General features: G+C 64.2%; 15 protein-coding genes. 9 read left to right on the top strand and 6 right to left on the bottom strand.

Translation table 11 applies throughout. The features are described from left to right. A partial coding sequence (locus tag ACXJ7R_RS07850) for a neutral zinc metallopeptidase (RefSeq protein ID WP_457151327.1) occupies positions 1-180 on the top strand: 180 nt, incomplete at its 5' end. A 155-nt stretch (positions 181-335) separates the two neighbouring features. Then, positions 336-1601: a TCR/Tet family MFS transporter gene (locus ACXJ7R_RS07845; protein ID WP_457151326.1), complete on the top strand. Its 1266-nt coding sequence runs from the start codon at positions 336-338 to the stop codon at positions 1599-1601. A gap of 36 nt (positions 1602-1637) precedes the next feature. Here the strand turns inward: ACXJ7R_RS07845 and carA are convergent, their stop codons facing one another. Next, entirely contained in the window at positions 1638-2843 is a 1206-nt protein-coding gene (gene carA / locus ACXJ7R_RS07840) for a glutamine-hydrolyzing carbamoyl-phosphate synthase small subunit (protein ID WP_457151325.1), read from the bottom strand. 277 nt (positions 2844-3120) lie between these two features. On the opposite strand from carA, the gene ACXJ7R_RS07835 reads away from it, so the two are divergent. Beyond that, positions 3121-3570, top strand: a complete 450-nt coding sequence (locus tag ACXJ7R_RS07835) for a GatB/YqeY domain-containing protein (protein WP_457151324.1) — start codon at positions 3121-3123, stop codon at positions 3568-3570. Positions 3571-3752: 182 nt separating this feature from the next. On the opposite strand, the gene ACXJ7R_RS07830 is transcribed toward ACXJ7R_RS07835, so the two are convergent. Both ACXJ7R_RS07830 and ACXJ7R_RS07825 read right to left on the bottom strand, forming a co-directional pair. Further along, the gene (locus ACXJ7R_RS07830; RefSeq protein WP_457151323.1) at positions 3753-4736 is read right to left on the bottom strand and encodes a hypothetical protein; all 984 of its coding nucleotides are present in this window, start codon (positions 4734-4736) and stop codon (positions 3753-3755) included. Between the two features lie 181 nt (positions 4737-4917). Further along, a complete protein-coding gene (locus ACXJ7R_RS07825; RefSeq protein WP_457151322.1) occupies positions 4918-5868 on the bottom strand; it encodes a hydrogen peroxide-inducible genes activator in 951 nt (316 codons plus the stop codon). 264 nt (positions 5869-6132) lie between these two features. Here ACXJ7R_RS07825 and katG point away from each other — a divergent pair, with 264 nt between their 5' ends. Together katG and ACXJ7R_RS07815 are read left to right on the top strand one after the other, a co-directional pair. Further along, positions 6133-8328, top strand: coding sequence for a catalase/peroxidase HPI (gene katG, locus ACXJ7R_RS07820; RefSeq protein WP_457151321.1), 2196 nt, complete (start codon positions 6133-6135; stop codon positions 8326-8328). Positions 8329-8519: 191 nt separating this feature from the next. Beyond that, a complete protein-coding gene (locus ACXJ7R_RS07815; RefSeq protein ID WP_457151320.1) occupies positions 8520-9077 on the top strand; it encodes a GNAT family N-acetyltransferase in 558 nt (185 codons plus the stop codon). A gap of 18 nt (positions 9078-9095) precedes the next feature. Here the strand turns inward: ACXJ7R_RS07815 and ACXJ7R_RS07810 are convergent, their stop codons facing one another. After that, on the bottom strand, positions 9096-9512 hold the full coding sequence (locus tag ACXJ7R_RS07810; protein ID WP_457151319.1) for a MerR family transcriptional regulator: 417 nt from the start codon (positions 9510-9512) through the stop codon (positions 9096-9098). Between the two features lie 108 nt (positions 9513-9620). On the opposite strand from ACXJ7R_RS07810, the gene ACXJ7R_RS07805 reads away from it, so the two are divergent. After that, complete coding sequence (locus tag ACXJ7R_RS07805; RefSeq protein ID WP_457151318.1) at positions 9621-11858, top strand: heavy metal translocating P-type ATPase; 2238 nt, start codon at positions 9621-9623, stop codon at positions 11856-11858. 19 nt (positions 11859-11877) lie between these two features. Here the strand turns inward: ACXJ7R_RS07805 and ACXJ7R_RS07800 are convergent, their stop codons facing one another. Together ACXJ7R_RS07800 and ACXJ7R_RS07795 are read right to left on the bottom strand one after the other, a co-directional pair. Next, positions 11878-13062 carry an MFS transporter gene (locus ACXJ7R_RS07800; RefSeq protein WP_457151317.1) on the bottom strand — a complete coding sequence of 395 codons (1185 nt, stop codon included), beginning with the start codon at positions 13060-13062 and terminating at the stop codon, positions 11878-11880. Between the two features lie 142 nt (positions 13063-13204). Then, entirely contained in the window at positions 13205-14875 is a 1671-nt protein-coding gene (locus tag ACXJ7R_RS07795) for a Na/Pi cotransporter family protein (protein ID WP_457151316.1), read from the bottom strand. Positions 14876-15253: 378 nt separating this feature from the next. Here ACXJ7R_RS07795 and ACXJ7R_RS07790 point away from each other — a divergent pair, with 378 nt between their 5' ends. The 3 genes from ACXJ7R_RS07790 to ACXJ7R_RS07780 form a co-directional block, all read left to right on the top strand. Further along, positions 15254-15622 carry an RcnB family protein gene (locus tag ACXJ7R_RS07790; RefSeq protein ID WP_457151315.1) on the top strand — a complete coding sequence of 123 codons (369 nt, stop codon included), beginning with the start codon at positions 15254-15256 and terminating at the stop codon, positions 15620-15622. Positions 15623-15770: 148 nt separating this feature from the next. Continuing rightward, entirely contained in the window at positions 15771-17705 is a 1935-nt protein-coding gene (gene dnaG, locus ACXJ7R_RS07785; RefSeq protein ID WP_457151314.1) for a DNA primase, read from the top strand. 485 nt (positions 17706-18190) lie between these two features. Next, the coding region (locus tag ACXJ7R_RS07780) for an RNA polymerase sigma factor region1.1 domain-containing protein (protein WP_457151313.1) at positions 18191-19337 on the top strand (1147 nt) is incomplete at its 3' end.

Here is a 19337-nt window from a genome sequence, read left to right as displayed (position 1 = left end):
GAGAGCGCGCTGAACGCCGCCAAGCAGATCGGCGACGACACGCTGCAGAAGAAGACGCAAGGCTATGTCGTGCCGGAAAGCTTCAACCATGGCACCTCGCAGCAGCGGCAAACCTGGCTGGCGCGCGGCTACAAGAGCGGCAAGCTTTCGGATTGCAACACGCTGAGCGGCCCGATCTGAGAGACCGTTTTCCGAGATCGACCTGACGGCGAACCGCCGTCAGGGGATGTCAGGATGAAAATATCAAGCCTGTTCCCTTATTGTTCCGGGCGACAAGCTCGCCTATAAGGTGCGTCCGCCTGCGCCCCAGGGCGAGCAGAGGAGCTTGACCCTTTATGATCGACCCCAAAACCGCCAGATGGGGCCTTGCGCTCGTCTTCACGACGCTGCTGCTCGATATCATCGGCTTCGGCATGATCATGCCGGTGCTGCCGGCCTATCTCAGGGAGTTGACCGGCGTCAGCATCAGCGGAGCGGCGATCGAGGGCGGTTGGCTGTTCTTCGTCTATGCGGCGATGCAGTTCTTCTTTGGGCCCATCATGGGTGGCTTGAGCGACCGTTTTGGACGGCGGCCGATCCTGCTCGCCTCGGTGCTGACCTTTTCCATAGACAACCTGATCTGCGCCGTCGCCTGGTCCTTCCCGATGCTGTTCATCGGGCGCGTGCTGGCCGGCATTTCCGGCGCTAGCTATTCGACCACATCCGCCTTCATCGCCGACATCTCCAACGATGAGAACCGGGCGAAGAATTTCGGCCTGCTCGGCATCGCTTTTGGCGTCGGCTTCGTCATCGGGCCGGTTCTGGGCGGCCTGCTCGGTACGTTCGGGCCGCGCGTACCGTTCTATTTCGCCGCTGGGCTGGCTTTCGTGAACTTCCTGATTGCGCTGTTCCTGTTGCCGGAAACGCTCGACGACAAGCATCGCCGCCGCTTCGAGTGGAAACGCGCGAACCCGGTTGGGACGCTCCTGCAGATGCGCCAATACAAAGGCATCGGCTGGATCGGGCTTGTCTTCTTCCTGATGACGCTCGGGCATATGATGTATCCGGCGGTATGGTCCTTCGTCTCCAACTACCGCTATGGCTGGAGCGAGCAGCAGATCGGCTTTTCGCTCGGCGCCTTCGGCCTGTGCGGGGCGATCGTCATGGCGACGGTGCTGCCGCGCGTGATCCCCAGGCTTGGCGAGTGGAAGACGGCAGCCATCGGCCTTGCCTTCACGGCGCTCAGCGCCTTCGGCTACGCCTTCGCGTCGCAAGGCTGGATGATCTATGCGGTGATCGTCGTCGGCTGTCTGGAAGCGCTGGCCGACCCGCCGCTGAGGAGCCTCGCCGCCGCCAAGGTGCCGCCTTCGGCGCAAGGCGAACTGCAAGGCGCGATGACCTCGATCTTTTCGATCACCTCGATCATCACACCGCTGCTCTATACGGCGATCTTTTCTTGGTTCACCGGGCCGAGCGCGCCCGTGACCTTCGGCGGCGCGCCCTATCTGGTTGGCGCGTTTTTCCTGACGCTGGCACTCATCGTCTTCGTCACCAAGGTGGCAAAGCCGGTGGCGGTCAGAAACGTCACCACCAGCGTGGCGGAAGATGGAGCGCAGATATGAGCGACGACGGGCGCGTGAGGCGCGCGCCGCTTCCGGTTAAGCCCGCTCCGCCAGCAATTCTTCGCCGCGCTTTTCGCGGATCAGATTGACGAAGCGGCGGAACAGATAGTGCGAATCCTGCGGGCCGGGCGAGGCCTCGGGATGATGCTGGACCGAGAACACCGGACGGCCGGTCAGCGTGATGCCGCAATTCGAGCCGTCGAACAGCGAGACATGGGTTTCCTCGACGCCTGATGGCAGCGAGTCCGCATCGACGGCAAAGCCGTGGTTCATGGAGACGATCTCGACCTTGCCGGTGGTGTGGTCCTTGACCGGATGGTTGGCGCCGTGATGGCCCTGATGCATCTTGGCGGTCTTGCCGCCCAGCGCCAGCGCCAGCATCTGGTGGCCAAGGCAGATGCCGAACACCGGGATGTCGGTCTTCAGCAGGTCCCGGATGACTGGTACGGCATAGTCGCCGGTGGCTTCGGGATCGCCGGGGCCGTTGGAGAGGAAGATGCCGTCGGGCTGCATGGCAAGGATTTCTTCAGCGCCGGTCTTGGCCGGCACCACGGTGACCTTGGCGCCGAGGCCGGCGAGCAGGCGCAAGATGTTGCGCTTGACGCCGTAGTCGATGGCAACGATATGCATCGAAGGCTCGGCCTGTTCGCCAAAGCCTTCGTTCCAGACCCATGGCGTCTCGCGCCAGACCGAGGACTGACCTGACGTGACTTCCTTGGCGAGATCGAGCCCGATCAGGCCAGACCACGCGGCGGCGCGCTGCTTCAGGTCGTCGAGGTCGAAGACGCCGTCGGGCGCATGCGCAATGACTGCGTTGGGCATCCCCTTTTCACGGATCAGCGCGGTGAGCGCGCGGGTGTCGATGCCCGACAGGGCGACGATGCCGCGCTTCTTCAGCCATTGGTCGAGACCGGTACCGGCGCGGTAGTTGGACGGGTTGGTGACATCGGCCTTGAACACGGCACCGACAGCGCCGGCGCGTGCAACCGGATTGAGATCCTCGATGTCCTCTTCATTGGTGCCGATGTTGCCGATATGCGGGAAGGTGAAAGTGACGATCTGGCCGGCATAGGATGGGTCGGTGAGGATTTCCTGGTAGCCGGTCAGCGCCGTGTTGAAGCAGACTTCGGCGACGGCGGAGCCGGTGGCGCCCAGGCCGCGACCCTCGATGACGGTGCCGTCGGCCAGCACCAGAAGGGCGGTCGGCCTTTCGGTTGCCCAAGCGGGGGTCATCTCGGCCATGGCGGCGCTCCTATCAGTCTGCACGCTGCAATCGGCCTGGCGGACCATCTGCGCGGCAAATAGCGCGAAGCGGCGATTTCGCGGCTTCCACGCAGTCAAGCTTCAGTTCATGCAAGGCCCAGTACATAGGGGAAGGGCGCAAAGCGGTCAATGATCATGCGCAATCCCGCTCCGATTTATTTCATCTAGCAATATCAGTGGCTTGCCTGGCAATATCAGGGTTTGCGTTGGCCTGTCCCCGGCGCTATTGTCCGCGCCGATCGAAGGAGAAAGCACCATGCGTGGCAAAATCGCCGAATCCCTGAAGAGCGCGATGAAGGCGCAGGACAAGCACCGGCTGCCGACATTGCGGCTGATCCAGGCGGCCATCCACGACCGCGACATCGCCAATCGTGGCGCCGGCAAGGGCCCGGCCGGCGATGAGGAAATCCTGCAGATCCTGGCCAAGATGGTGAAGCAGCGCGAGGAATCGGCCAAGGCCTTCGACGATGGCAAGCGGCCGGAACTGGCCGCGCAGGAGCGCGGCGAGATGGAGATCATCCGCGCCTTCCTGCCAACGCAGTTGGATGATGCCGCGGTGGCCGTGGCCGCGCGCGAGGCGATCGCGGCGACGGGTGCGGCCAGCCAGAAGGACATGGGCAAGGTGATCGCCGCGCTGAAGCAGAAATATGCCGGCCAGATGGATTTCGGCAAGGCGAGCGGCATCGTCAAGGGCCTGCTGCAGTAGGCTTGCCGCCCATCGCTAACCGGGGCTTGCGACCGTCAGCGGTTGCCAATTCGGCCTGACCGTTCACCAATGCCTTCGACAACGATGCGGATCAGGTGCCTGATCTCGTCTTGCCTGAAAGKCTCTCCCGGGAGCGCCGAAAGCATCGCCTGGCTGGGCGGCAGCCTATCCGGGTGCGGAATTCAAGACCCCTTGCAGATCGGCAGTGGCTGGGGCGGTGGTGCCGGATGATCCGTCTTGTATTGGGCGATGATCGGCTCGAGGGTTTTTCTCGGCCAGAATTTCGGCGCGCCGATTTCCTTCAGGCAGGATGCGTTCCAGTAGGGCATACCGCCCGACTGCGAACGGTGTGCCACTACCGCGGCAATGTCGCGTGATTCCGGATAGATGTAGAGCGTCGTCGGGTTGTCCTTCACCATCGAGATGATCTGCCGCGCATCCGCCGGCGACCAGCTGGTGCAGCCATTGCTGCGACCGCCAGGATAGTCCACCAGCTTGCCGAACGGCACCAAACCGTCATGATCGGCATATGAGCTGTTCGGATTTTTGCGCATGCACTGGGCGCGCAGCACCTGCGCCGCATGGCCGCCGATCACCCGCTGCCTGGCATTGGCAGCTTCGCCTTCGCCGTCGAACTGTATGAAGGTGCGCAGGAAAGCCGCGTCCTGCTTCGCACCGGTGCGATAAAAGCCTTTGAACGAAGTTTTCGCCTCGCGGGTCATATAGGCGCCGCCTGCGGTCAGTTCCGAATCCATGGCATTGCCGAAGTTCTTCGAGCATCGCCTGCCATTTGAAAAATCGACAGTGCCTCTGAGGTTGCGGCCGCCGCCGTGACCCGACGGAATTGCGCGAAACGACTGGCTGGCTTCGCAGATGACATAATACCGGCGCCCGAGCACGCCATTGCCGAGATCGCCGGGTCGTGTCGCGTCCATGGCGAAATAGCAGGGGTTTCTGACCGCACCTTGCGCCACCTTTTTCAGGTAAAGCGCGCGGGCCCGCTCCRGGACCACTTGCGAGATCTGACCATCGCTGTCGCCGACATGGGCCTGCAACCAGGCGGGAACATCGGGAAGCGCGGCCAACGACCGCGCCGACACTGTCAAAGCGATCACAGCAAGGAGGAGGCTGGCGACGACACCTAGAGGGACAGATCTCAACCGCACCTGATCAACTCTCCCACCCGTTCGCAATTCCTTGCGGTGTTGCCGCCGCGAATCGATCATAAATCGCCTCGCGCCAATCGGCGAAACACATCTTGTTTAGCAGGCCGCCCAAGCGGTGTTTTGAAAATGGTCAGGCAATCCGCAAGCTAACCACGCGAAGCCGGAAACCAAGGCGCGTTTGTCAGGCGGTTGCCGTCAGGTTCAGCAGGTGCGCAATCGGTGTYGGATTGTGCTGTGCGCGCAGTGCGTCGGCCGACTGCCGAACGACTTCCGAAATCCGCAGCAGCTGTTTGGCGATCGGGCTGGTCTTGCGCCAGACCATGCCGATCGTCCGCGAGGGCTGGGGGCTCCTGAAGCGCGCAATGGAGACCGACGCGGAGCGCGTCTCCACCGGCACGGCCATTTCCGGGATCAAGGTGACGCCGATGCCGGCGCTGACCATCTGGACCAGGGTCGACAGCGAGCTGCCGTCCAGCAACTCGCGTGGCCGTGCTGAATGCATGTTGCAGAAGGAGAGTGCCTGGTCGCGGAAACAATGGCCTTCTTCCAGCAGAAGCAGCCGCATTTCACGCAGCATTTCGCGATTGGGCACCGGCTTTCCCTCGTCTTCGCCGGGCCGGACCAGGACGAAGGCCTCGGCAAACAGCACGATTTCCGTCAGCGACGGTTCGGACACCGGCAAGGCAACGATGGCCGCATCGAGCCGACCGTCCGCCAGTTCCTGGATCAGCTTCTGCGTCTGCGTCTCGCGCACATGGATATCGAGGCCATCATGCATGCTCGAGAGCTTGCCAATGATCGTCGGCAGGAGGTAGGGCGCGATCGTCGGGATGACGCCGATGCGGAGCCGGCCGACCAGCCTGTCGCGCGAGGAACGCGCGAGATCGGCGAGTTCGTCCACCGAACGCAGGATGTCGCGGACGCGCAAGGCAAATTCTTCGCCGAAATTGGTCAGCCGGACCTGTCTAGCGCCTCTTTCGAAAAGCTCCGTGCCCAGCGTTTCCTCCAGTTCCCTGATTTGCACCGAAATGGCAGGCTGGGAGATCGCGCAGGCGTCGGCCGCGCGCCCGAAGTGGTTGTGCCGCGCCAACGCCTCGAAATAGCGCAGCTGCTTCAGCGTCAGGTTTGTCATAATGTCACCTTATCGCTGTAATCAGGAAATCCAACTTAAATTAATCGCGCAGCTTTGCTATAGGAGCTGCAAGGGAGATGAGGAGCAGCCGGGACGGCTTCGTCCGGGGCGTGCCCGCAGCGACAGGAACATCCAAGATATTCGGTCGCGTATCTGGCATACGGTCATGCGCCAGCCATGAAACGGACCGCTTCCAGGGACATCCTTTGTCCTTGTTCACGCAGCAGTTGAAACAGCTCAACACAGCCACGATCGGAGAAAAACATGGACGCACAAACAGACGACCCCAGCACGGGCAAATGCCCGGTCGTGCACACAGCCGTCGGCAGGGTCAACCGCGACTGGTGGCCGAATCAGCTCAATGTCCAGATTCTCCACCAGCAGTCGCCGCTGTCCGATCCGATGGGTGAGGCGTTCGACTATGCCGAGGAATTCAAGAGCCTCGACCTCGACGCCGTGATCAAGGACCTGCATGCGCTGATGACGGACTCGCAGGAGTGGTGGCCGGCCGATTTCGGCCATTACGGGCCGCTGTTCATCCGCATGGCGTGGCACAGCGCCGGCACCTACCGCATCGCCGACGGTCGCGGCGGCGCCGGTGCCGGCCAGCAGCGTTTCGCGCCGCTGAACAGCTGGCCGGACAACGTCAACCTCGACAAGGCCCGCCGGCTGTTGTGGCCGATCAAGCAGAAGTACGGCCGCAAGATCTCCTGGGCCGACCTTCTGATCCTGACCGGCAACGTCGCGCTGGAATCGATGGGCTTCAAGACCTTCGGCTTCGCCGGCGGCCGCGCCGACGTGTGGGAGCCCGAGGAGGACATCTATTGGGGTCCGGAAGGCAAGTGGCTGGCCGACGAGCGCTACAGCGGCGACCGCGATCTCCAGGATCCGCTCGGTGCCGTGCAGATGGGCCTGATCTACGTCAACCCGGAAGGACCGAACGGCAAGCCTGATCCGCTGGCCTCGGCGCGCGATATCAGAGACACCTTCGCGCGCATGGCCATGAACGATGAGGAAACCGTCGCGCTGATCGCCGGCGGCCACACCTTCGGCAAGACCCATGGTGCCGGCGATGCGACGCTGGTCGGCGTGGAGCCGGAAGGTGCCGACATCGAGCAGCAGGGCCTTGGCTGGGCGAGCACGTTCGGCACCGGCAAGGGCGGCGACGCCATCGGCAGCGGCCTGGAAGTCACCTGGACGACGACGCCGACGAAGTGGAGCAACAACTTCTTCGACAATCTGTTCGGCTTCGAATGGGAGTTGACCAAGAGCCCCGCCGGGGCGCACCAGTGGACGCCGAAGGGCGGCGCGGGTGCGGGCAGCGTGCCGGATGCGCACAACGCCGGAAAGCGCCACGCGCCCTCCATGCTGACCACCGACCTCGCTTTGCGGTTCGATCCTTCCTACGAGACGATCTCGCGGCGCTTCCATGAGAACCCGGCTCAGTTCGCCGACGCATTTGCGCGCGCCTGGTACAAGCTGACCCACCGCGACATGGGCCCGCTGGTTCGTTATCTCGGCCCGTTGGTTCCAAAAGAGGAACTGCCCTGGCAGGACGTCATTCCGGCGGTCGATCATGTGCTGATCGACGAAGAGGACGCTGCAGCACTGAAGGCCGAGATCCTGGCGTCCGGCCTGTCGGTGTCGCAGCTGGTGTCGGCGGCGTGGGCGTCGGCCTCGACCTTCCGTGGCTCCGACAAGCGCGGCGGCGCCAATGGCGCGCGCATCCGCCTTGCGCCGCAGAAGGACTGGGCCGTCAACCAGCCGGCGGAACTCGCCAAGGTGCTCGACAAGCTCGAAGCGATCCGCAAAGCGTTCAACGCTTCGCAGACCGGCAGCAAGAAGGTCTCGCTTGCCGACCTGATCGTTCTCGGCGGCGGTGCCGCCGTCGAGAAGGCTGCGAAGGACGCTGGCCACAGCGTCGACGTTCCCTTCTGGCCGGGCCGCATGGATGCCTCGCAGGAGCAGACGGACATCCACTCCTTCGCACCGCTGGAACCGACCGTTGACGGTTTCCGCAACTATGTCAGCGGCAAGCAACGGCTGACCGTCGAGGAGGCGCTGGTCGACCGCGCGCAACTGCTGACGCTGACGGCGCCGGAGATGACGGTTCTCGTCGGCGGCCTGCGCGTTCTCGGCGCCAATGCCGGGCAGTCGAAGCACGGTGTCTTCACCAAGCTGCCGGAAACGCTGAGCAACGACTTCTTCGTCAACCTGCTCGACATGGGCACGGAGTGGAAGGCGACCTCGGACGCCAAGGACGTGTTCGAAGGCCGCGACCGCAAGACCGGTGAAGTCAAGTGGACCGGCACCCGTGCCGACCTCATCTTCGGCTCGCATTCGCAGCTGCGCGCGCTGGCCGAAGTTTATGCGACCGCAGACGCCAAGGCGAAATTCGCCAGGGATTTCGTGGTGGCATGGACCAAGGTGATGAACGCCGACCGTTTTGATATCGCCTGAGCTCGGCAAAAGGCACTGGCGCGGCCTGGGAATGGTTGCGCCAGAGCGTCGGTTCCTCCCAAGGGATAAGACCAGGGCCGCGTTTCCAGCGATGGGAATGCGGCCTTGTCGCAAGAGGGTGCGCCCTGGTGGACCGTGCCTTCCCAGGCAATGCTGCTATTTTACAGGCGCAGCTCTTCCGCCGGTGCACCATGGTCGAACTCGTCAAACCCGCGCTTGAACATTTGCCATCCTACAAGGCGGCGCTCGAGCGCGGCTGGTCGCCGGACAATGTGCGGCTCGAGCGAGCGACGCGCGAGCAGCTTGCGGCCATCGAAAAGGATCCGGTGGCCTTTCTCGCCGACCTCGATGACCCCCTGGCCAAGGGCGGCCCTATAACCTTGCCCGACGGCAGAAAGGTGCCGCGCCTGCCGGGCTTTCGGCGCTGGATCTGGGACGGCGAAGCTTCAGGTTCGATCGGCTTTCGCTGGCAGCCAGGTACGGCTGCGCTACCGCCGCATGTGCTCGGCCATATCGGCTATGCGGTGGTGCCGTGGAAGCGACGGCGTGGCTACGCCACCGAGGCGCTGCGGCTGATGCTGGACGAGGCGAGGGCGGTCGGCTTGCCTTATGTCGAGATCACCACCAAGCCGGGCAATCCGGCGTCGCACAAGGTGATCCTGACCAATGGCGGCAAGCTGGTCGAGCGTTTCTTCGAGGATGCCGCCTATGGCGGAGCGGAAAGCCTGCGGTTCCGGATCGAGCTGTAGCGGGCGCGCGAGCCCTCCTCACCCGTGCTCGTCGGCGCACAGCGCGTGGTCGGACAAGGCGCGGATGACGTAGCAGTCGCCGACCGTATTGCCGTGGCAGCAAGACGCGATGCGTTCGAGTTCGGCCTCCAGCCGCTGCAGCTGGGCAATCTTTTCCCGCACCGAGATCAGTTGCTCCCCGGCGATCCGGTCGGCATGGCCGCATGGCTGCTCGGGGTGGCCGCTCAATTCGATGAGCGAGCGGATATCCTCGACGGCGAAGCCGAGGTCGCGGGCGTGACGGATGAAGGCCAGCCGCTCGAGCTCCTGCCGGCCATAGCGGCGCTGGTTGCCTTCCGAACGCTCGGGTGCGGCAACCAGGCCCATCTGCTCGTAGTAGCGGATGGTCGGCACCTTAACCCGGGTGCGGCGGGAGAGATCGCCGATCGAAAACATGATTTTGCCTCTTGAAGCTCTAGTGACTAGAGCAATTACAGTGTCCGACATCAGGGTTCAAGACCCACGCGGCGGCACGCCACGCGGGCAAGGCAGACAGGTGAAGCGATGACGGCGCCCCTCAAGCAACCAAGTATCAGGCAGACACGGTTCAAGATCGACGGCATGGACTGCGCCTCCTGCGCGGCCAAGATCGATACGGCGGTGCGCCGTCTCGATGGCGTCGCCGACGTCTCGGTTTCGGTGACCGGCGCCAGCATGACGGTCAGCCACGGCGGCGTACTGCTCGAAGACAAGGTGCTTCAGCAGGTGACGCGGCTTGGCTACGCCATCGCCAGGGCGGAAGCCAAGATCGACGGGCGCGCTTCAGTGGCCAAGGCACATGATCATGCTGATCACGATCATGAAGGCCACGACCATGGCGGCGAGCCGGTCGGCGAGCGGACCGTCGGTTCCGCCCATCTCCACCGCGATGCCGAGCCGGGGCAACCGTGGTGGCGCAGCCGCCGCGCTGCGCTGACGCTGGCCGGTGCTGCAGCGCTTCTTGCCGCCTACGGCATCGGCCATCTGTTCCCGGCGGTCGAGCGCGGGGTTTTCCTGGCCGCGCTGCTGGTCGGCCTGGTGCCGATCGCCCGGCGTGCGCTGATGGCGGCACTGGCCGGCACGCCGTTCTCGATCGAGATGCTGATGACCATCGCCGCCGGCGGTGCGGTGATGATCGGAGCCACCGAGGAAGCCGCCGCCGTGGTTGTGCTGTTCCTGATCGGCGAAATGCTGGAAGGCGTCGCTGCCGGCCGGGCACGGGCCAGCATCCAGGGCCTTGCCGACCTGGTGCCGAAGACGGCAATTGTCGAGCGTGCAGGCGGCACGGTCGAAGTCCCCGCCGAAGACCTTGCCGTCGGCGACGTGATCGTAGTGCGGCCAGGTGATCGTATCCCGGCCGATGGCGAGATCGTCGAGGGAGCGAGCGCTATCGACGAAGCACCTGTGACCGGCGAGAGCACGCCGAAGCGCAAGGGTGTCTCGGACGGTGTCTTCGCCGGCACGATCAGCACCGACGGCGTGCTCAAGGTTCGGGTGACGGCTGCCGCGTCGGACAACACAATCGCTCGGGTGGTGCGGCTGGTGGAGGAAGCGCAGGAAGCCAAGGCGCCGACCGAGCGCTTCATCGATCGCTTCTCACGGTACTATACGCCTGCTGTGCTGGTGGTTGGGGCGCTGGTGGCGCTGCTGCCGCCGCTGGTTGCCGGCGGCGACTGGAACGAATGGATCTACAAAGGCCTGGCGATCCTTTTGATCGGCTGCCCCTGCGCGCTGGTCATCTCGACGCCGGCGGCGATCGCCGCGGGCCTGGCGACCGGCGCGCGGCATGGCCTGTTGATGAAGGGCGGTGCCGTGCTGGAAGGCTTTCGCCGGATCACCGCCGTCGCCTTCGACAAGACCGGTACGCTGACCGCGGGCAAACCGGTGGTTACCGACATCGTGGCCTATGGGCTCGACGAACGCACCGTGCTGGCGCTGGCGGCAGCACTTGAGCAGGGCTCCAGCCATCCCCTGGCGGTGGCGATACTGGACAAGGCCAAGGCCGCCAAGGCGCCGGTGCCGCCGGCCCTGGCCGCGAAGGCGATTTCAGGCAAGGGCGTCGAGGGCAGCGTCGGCGGCGTCGCGGTCTTCCTCGGCTCCGGTCAGGCGGCGGGCGAACGTGCTGCGATGACCGAGGCGCAGCGGCTTGCTATCGACAGCCTCAACGGCCAGGGCAAGACCGTCTCGGTGCTGGTGGCCGATGGCGTGGTGGCCGGGCTGATCGCCATGCGCGACGAGCCGCGGCCGGATGCGGCGGCCGGCATTGCGGCGCTAAAGGCCGAAGGCATCCGCGCTGTGATGCTGACCGGCGACAACCGACGCACGGCCGAAGCCATCGCCGCTTCGCTCGGCATCGAGGCGCGGGCTGAGCTCTTGCCTCAGGACAAGCTGCGCATCGTCGGCGAATTGCAGCGCGGGGGGCTGAGGGTGGCCAAGGTTGGCGACGGCATCAACGACGCACCGGCGCTCGCCGCCGCGGACATCGGCATCGCCATGGGCGGCGGCACCGATGTGGCGCTGGAAACGGCCGATGCGGCGATCCTGCATGGCCGGGTCATGGATGTCGTGCGGATGGTGCGACTGTCGCGGGCGGTGATGGCCAACATCGGCCAGAACATCACCGTGGCGCTCGGGCTGAAGGCGGTGTTCCTGGTCACCACCATTGCCGGCATCACCGGCCTGTGGCCGGCGATCCTGGCCGACACCGGCGCCACCGTGCTGGTCACCGCCAACGCCATGCGCCTGCTGCGCTGGCGCGGCTGACGCGCTTTTGTCTTGTGCTCTACTCGGCTGGGGCCGTGAGCGGCGGCGTGGCGTTGCTGCGTCCTTCCCAGACATAAGACGCGAGCGCCACCGCAATGGCGACCAGCATGGCGATGGCGCCAAGCAGCGGCAGGCTGCGGTAGCCGTAGCCAGCATTCAGCATCGCCGAGCCCAGCGATGCCGCAAGCGCGATGCCGACATTGAAGCCGGATGGAATGAGCGACGAAGCGAGATTGGACGCATCGGCGGTCCAGGCCAGGATACGGGTCTGGATCGGCGTGCCGATGGCGAAGTTGAGACCGCCCCAGACGACAATCGCCACAACCATCGGCAAGGGGTAGGGGCTGACGGCATAGATCACAGCCAGCGTCACCGCCTGCAGGGCTAGCATGGTGATCAGCGACGGCATCAGCTTCCAGTCGGAGAGCTTGCCGCCGAGGAAGACGCCGAGCGTGGCGCCGACGCCGTTGAGCAGCAGCACCCACGGCACCAGGCTTTCATCTAGGCCGGTGATTTCGAGCAATGTCGGCGTGATGTAGGTGAACAGGCCGAACTGGCCGATCATCAGCATCAGCATTAGGATCAGCGAAGTCCAGACCTGCTGGCGCGCCAGTACGCGAACTTCGCGCGCCAGGCCGGCGGGCTTGACCTGATATCCGGTGGTGCGCGGCAAAAGGGCTGCCATGGCAAGCGTTGCCGCGACACCCAGCGCACCCATCACCCAGAAGGTCGCGCGCCAGCCCCAGATGTTGCCGATCGCGGTGCCGGCCGGCACGCCGATCACGTTGGAGACGGTAAGCCCCGACAGAATGACGGCGACCGCCATGCCGCGCTGGTCCTCGCGCACGAGACCGACCGCCACGACCATGGCGACGCCGAAATAGGCGCCATGCGCTATCGCAACGGCAATGCGCAGCAACAGCATTGAGGTGAAATCGGGCGCCAGAGCGCAGGCCGCCTGGCCGATGGTGAAGGCGACGGCAAGGCCGAGCAGCAAGCTCTTGCGCGGCAGCGACTTGGTGGCGAGCGCCAGCAGCGGACCGCCGATGGCGATGCCGCAGGCATAGCCCGAGACGAGATAGCCGGCCGATGGAACCGAGACGCCAAGCCCCTCCGCAACCTGCGGCAGCACGCCGGCGATGACGAATTCGGTGGTGCCGAAAGCGAAGGCGGCAATGAACAGGGCGATGAGCGGAAGCGACATGGGAAGGCCCTAGCTGGAACGGCCTCAAACCACGGATGGGCGTTGCGGGCAATCCAGAAATCTTTGTCGCCACTTTAGGTTTTCTTGAGTGGAACGTGCGGGCGTGGAACGGCCGATCTCCCTCGCGGGGAGACCGGCAGGGTCAACCTCCGCTCGCCTTAAGCCGCGATCCAGTGAGGAGACCGCGCTCTTCGAGCACCGGATAGGCCATCGACGCCAAAAGCGAATTGATCTGCTTCAGGTCGCGGATGGTGTCGAGATGGATCGAGCTGGTCTCGACGCTCTTGGCGGTGCCGTCGCGCAGCCGCACGAAATGGCTGGCGCTGGTTTCCTTCTCGCGGTCGCGCAGCTGGTCCTTTTCCAGCACCAGCTGGCGGGCGGTCTCGGGATCGCGTGATACCAGCACGTTGAAGGCGAGCCGAGCATTGGCCAGCACCGAAGCGTGGAAAGCGCACAGTTCGCGCCAGCCCTCGGGAGTAAACTCCAACCCGCGCTCGAGCTTCTTCTTCACATGCACCAGCATGTTGCGCACGATGATGTCGCCGACCTGCTCCAGCTTGACGCAGGCGCCGATCAACTCCTGGCAGCGCAGCGCCTCGTCCTCGGTCAGCGGGTTCCTGGTAAGCTTGGCCAGATAGAGCTTGATCGCCGCGTGCTTGCGGTCGACGCGGTCGTCGAGTGCCGCCAGCGCCTTGATCTTGTCGGCATCGGCGCTCTCGTACAGCTCGATGATGCGCTTGAGCATGATCTCGACGGTCTCGCAGACCCGCACCACCTCGCGCGTGGCATTGGCCAATGCCTGGCTTGGAACGTCCAGCGCGCTCTCGTTGAGCGCGGAAAGCTCGACGACATCGAGTGTGGCAGCCGGCGCCGGTTTGGTGCCGAGTGCCACGATCTTCTCCGAGGCGCGGTAGACGAACCCGGCCAGCGGCAGGCCGGCGAGAAGGATCAGCACATTGAACAGGATGTGAGCGTTGACGATCTGGTCCGCCGCCGTCGCGCCAAGGAAGGCGACGTGCGGCCTGAAGGTCATGAACAGGATCAGCACGACCAACGAGCCAAGCCCGCGCATCAGGAGATTGCCGATCGGCACGACGCGCACGGCAGGCCCGGCCGAACGGGTCAGCATCGGCGCGATGATCGAGGATCCGAGGTTGACGCCGAGGATGAGGACGACGCCGAGTTCCGGCGTGATCAGGCCACGGCCGGCCAGCGTCGCCATCAACAGAACCGCCGCGATACTCGACTGGAACAGCCAGGTGATCAGCGCCGCCAGCAGATATGCGGTAATGGAATCGCTGGAGAAGTAATTGATGATAACCGGCATGAGCTGGCTGTTGCGCAGCGGCTCCGATGCCTGGCCGATCATTTCCAGCGACAGGATCAAAAGGCCGATACCGACCAGAATGCGGCCGGACTGGCGCCAGTCGCGCCGCTCGGTGGCCATGAACATCACCGTGCCGGTGATCAGGCAGAGCGGCACCAGCAGGGTGAGATCGAAGGTCAGCAGCTTGACCACCAGCGCCGAGCCGATTTCCGCACCGCGCACGGCAAGCTGCCCTGCGGCGCCCGAGACGATGCCAGAGCCGGCGAAGGAGCCGACCAGCAGTGTGACGGCGGTGGAGCTTTGCAGGGCGATGGCGAGGCCGGTGCCGGCCAGCACCGCCATGATCGGATTGCGCATGGTGGCGCGCAGACGGTGGCGCAGCACGTCGCCATAGGYACGCTCGACGCCGGTTTTCACCATGCGGGTGGCAAACAGCATCAGCGCCACGGCGCCGGCCAGATGCAGTAGGACGACGGAACCGCTCATGTCGCCTTCCGCATGCGGACAACGGGGTGCGCGATGCGATCAGCGCGGCGATCAGTGGGGGAAACGAGGGTGCGAATCATGTTCATAGCAGTGACCAGAATGACGATATTACATTAGCCGGGTAATAAAATCTTGTCGATTTCAAGGGCCGTTGCGCCGCGACAGGCGGTGTCGGAAAATGGACGGACGCGCAAATGGTTGCATTGCGAGGCTGCTGTGTCGCTGCGGATCGCGCACGTTTGGTTGCGATCTTTGCGAGGATGTTCAACTCTCCTAAATAAGCTAAGGAATTCATTACGCAATTGTAATGCAGGTGTTCAGTTTCGGTTCATCGGTGGGTCACTATCCCTTGGGCATCGACAACCAAGGAGACTTCCAATGAAACGCATTGTCCTTTCCGCTCTCGCTTTCTCGATGCTGGCCGCCACGTCGCTCGCCGGCCAGGCCGCGCCGATGAATGCGCCGAACGCCCCGCAGTCGACCTACAGCCAGGTCGACTGGCAAAAGCCCGGCAAGCACGTCGACGTCAGGAAGCGTGTCGTGAAGAAGAAGATCGTCGTGAAGCGCAGCCATTGGCGCAATGGCCAGAAGTATTCCGGTTGGAGGCAGCACCGGCCGATCCGCGACTATGGCCGCTATGGCCTGCATCGCCCCGGCCGCGGCCAGGAGTGGATCCGCGTCGGCAACGACTATGTGCTTGTCGGCGTCCTCTCCGGCGTCATTTTCGGCGCGCTTGCCGGGCAGTAAGTCCCGTCTGGGCCAGCATCCTGCTGGAGGTGAAAGAAAGGCGACCCGCTACGGCCGCCTTTTTGCCCTGTGGAAACCGGGCATCGTCCGCATTAGGGGTCGTCGGATTCCGCGGGCATGATTATATGGTGGGGAAACGAGTTTCCCGATGCGCTTTCCGCCCGCCTTCCTCGACGAGATACGCGACCGCGTGCCGATTTCATCGGTGATCGGCCAGCGCGTCGCGTGGGACAGGAAGAAGACCAACGCGCCGCGCGGCGATTATTGGGCCTGCTGCCCGTTCCATGGCGAGAAGAGCCCATCCTTCCACTGCGAAGACAAGAAGGGCCGCTACCATTGTTTCGGCTGCTCGGTTTCGGGCGATCATTTCAAGTTCCTCACCGAACTCGACGGCATGAGCTTTCCCGAAGCGGTCGAGAAGGTCGCCGACATGGCCGGCGTGCCGATGCCGGTTCGCGATGCGCAGGAGGAGCGGCGCGAAAAGGAACGCGCCAGCCTGACGGACGTCATGGAGATGGCGACCGCCTTCTTCCAGGAGCGCCTACAGGGGCCGGAGGGCGCGAAAGCCCGCGCTTATCTGCGCGATCGTGGGCTGACACCGGCGACGCAGCAATCGTTCCGGCTCGGCTTCGCGCCCGACAGCCGCAATGCGCTGAAGGAGCATCTCGCCGCCAGGGGTGTTCCCAAAGCCGATATCGAGGCCTGCGGGCTGGTGCGGCATGGCGACGACATTCCGGTCTCCTATGACTGGTTCCGCGACCGCATCATGTTCCCGATCCCGGATTCGCGTGGCAAGATCATTGCTTTCGGGGGCCGCGCGCTGGCGCCGGATGCGCTGGCCAAATACATGAACTCGCCCGACACAGAGCTCTTCCACAAGGGCAACGTGCTCTACAATTTCGCCCGCGCCCGCAAGGCGCTTGCCAAGGGCGGCACGGTCATTGCCGTCGAAGGCTATATGGACGTGATCGCGCTGGCGCAGGCCGGCTTCGAGAATGTCGTGGCGCCGCTGGGCACGGCGCTCACCGAAAACCAGCTCGAGCTGTTGTGGCGCATGGCCGGCGAGCCGGTGTTGTGCTTCGACGGTGACAAGGCCGGCCTGAAGGCTGCCTGGCGGGCCGCCGACATGGCGCTGCCGGCGGTGCAGGCAGGGCGCTCGGCGCGCTTTGCACTGCTGCCGGAAGGCAAGGATCCCGACGACCTGGTCAAGGCCGAAGGGCCGGACGCTTTCCGTTCCGTGCTGGCCGATGCGCGGCCGCTGGCCGACCTTCTGTGGATGCGCGAAACGGCCGGCGGCGTCTTCGACACGCCGGAGCGGCGGGCCGAGCTCGAAAAGACGTTGCGCGAACTGACCAGCCGCATCCGCGACGAAAGCCTTCGCTATCACTATCAACAGGAAATGCGCGAGCGCGTGCTGAGCTTCTTCGGCGCGCAGCGCGGTACAAGGCAAGGCCGCCAGGATGGGCGCCCGGGCCAAGGCAAGGCGCCGCCGCCGGGCGGACAATTCGCCAAGGCCGGCGGCGGACGCACGCCGATCACCGAGAGCCTCGGCCGCTCGGCGCTGGTCAAGCGCGGCAGCGAGGGGATGTCGATGCGCGAGGCGACGATCATCGTCGCGCTGGTCAACCATCCGGTGCTGATCGACGAGAATTTCGCACATATCGAGTTTCTCGATCTCGCCAACTCCGATCTGAGGCGGCTGCACGCCGCCATCCTCGACGCGATGGCGCATGACATGGCCAACGACCGTCAGGCCGYGGTGGCAATGATCGAGCGCGCCGGCTGCGCCGAGATCTGGGAGCGGGCGGTCGGGCTGATCCGGCGAATGCGGCATTGGCCGGCGCTGGAAACCGCAGCCCTCGAGGATGCCCGCGACGCTTTCAGCCAGGCCCTGCACTTGCAGCGCAGCGCGCGCACCTTACATAAGGAGCTGAAACAGGCGGAAGCGGCGCTCGCCACCGATCCCACAGATGAAAACTATCGGCACCTGATCGAAATTCAGGCGCAATTTCAGGATGTACAAGCGACGGAAGCGCTGATCGAAGGATTCGGTGTATCCTCGGGCAGGGCCGGGCGGGCTTAAAGCATGATCCCGAAAAGTGGGAACGGTTTTTCGGACAAACGGAAACCGTTTGTCCAGAGATCGTGCTTCCACCAAAAGAAAGACAGAGCCTTTGCCGGCCGATAGGGCAGGACGGGCTCGGCAAGAGAGTGAAATGTGAAAGCGCTGTTGCGCGTCCAAATGGCGCTTGGCGGGGCTAAGTCGGGTAATTGATTCGCTTTTTTCATGCGAATCATGCGAGAGGCGCTTGACCTTCCGGCAGAATGGCGGAATCAGGACGATTCGAAACGTTAACCCGCACCCGCGTCGACGGGAAATAAACGATGTGAGGTACTGGTCACTGGACAGGCAAGCTGCCTGCCACAGATATCAGGGTTAATCTGGACTTAACGAGAGATGCAGTTACTGGCCCGGTGAAGCGCGACTCATAAGCGAGTGCATCCGATTTGACTGGTCCGACAGCTTACGCGGCTTTGATGTTCGGCCGCTAGGAGAAGATAAAGACTATGGCGACAAAGGAAAAGGAAGAGGTCGAAACCGAACGCGAAGGTGCCACCGATGGCCCTCTGCTCGACCTTTCCGATGATGCTGTCAAGAAGATGATCAAGGCCGCCAAGAAGCGCGGCTATGTCACCATGGACGAGCTGAATTCGGTGCTGCCCTCCGAGGAAGTGACCTCAGAGCAGATCGAGGACACCATGGCGATGCTGTCCGACATGGGCATCAACGTGGTCGAGGACGACGAGCAGGGCGAAGAGCCCGAGGCCGCAGACACTGCGGCTGATGCCGAGGAAGACGCCAACGAGCTGGCCGAGCAGACCGGCACCGCCGTTGCTGCCACCACCACCAAGAAAGAGCCGACCGACCGCACCGACGATCCGGTGCGCATGTATCTGCGCGAGATGGGCTCGGTCGAGCTTTTGTCGCGCGAGGGCGAAATCGCCATCGCCAAGCGCATCGAGGCCGGCCGCGAGACGATGATCGCGGGCCTGTGCGAAAGCCCGCTGACCTTCCAGGCCATCATCATCTGGCGCGATGAGCTCAACGAATCCAAGATCCTGCTGCGCGAGATCATCGATCTCGAAGCCACCTATGCCGGCCCCGAGGCCAAGCAGGCGCCGGTGGTGGAGCGCATTGAGGAAGCCAAGGTCGAGGACAAGCCGCGCCGTTCGCGCGACGAGGAAGACGACGTCACCAATGTCGGCGCCGACACGCGCGGGCTGGTCGATGACGACGAGGAAGACGAGGACGAGGCCAGCCTGTCGCTGGCGGCGATGGAAGCGGAACTCCGCCCCCAGGTGATGGAGACGCTCGACGTCATCGCCGACACCTACAAGAAGCTGCGCAAGCTGCAGGACCAGCAGGTCGAGAACCGGCTGGCCGCGGCCGGCACGCTGTCGCCCAGCCAGGACCGCCGGCTGAAGGAGCTGAAGGACCAGCTGATCAAGGCGGTGAAGTCGCTGTCGCTCAACACGGCGCGCATCGAGGCGCTGGTCGAGCAGCTCTACGACATCAACAAGCGCCTGGTGCAGAACGAGGGCAAGCTGCTGCGGCTCGCCGAAAGCTACGGCGTGCGCCGCGAGGAATTCCTGAAGGAATATCAGGGCTCGGAGCTCGACCCGAACTGGACGCGCGCGATCGGCAACCTGACCT

It is taken from the genome of Mesorhizobium sp. P5_C1, from assembly GCF_054049815.1.
This window is presented reverse-complemented; position numbering and strand designations above follow the sequence as displayed.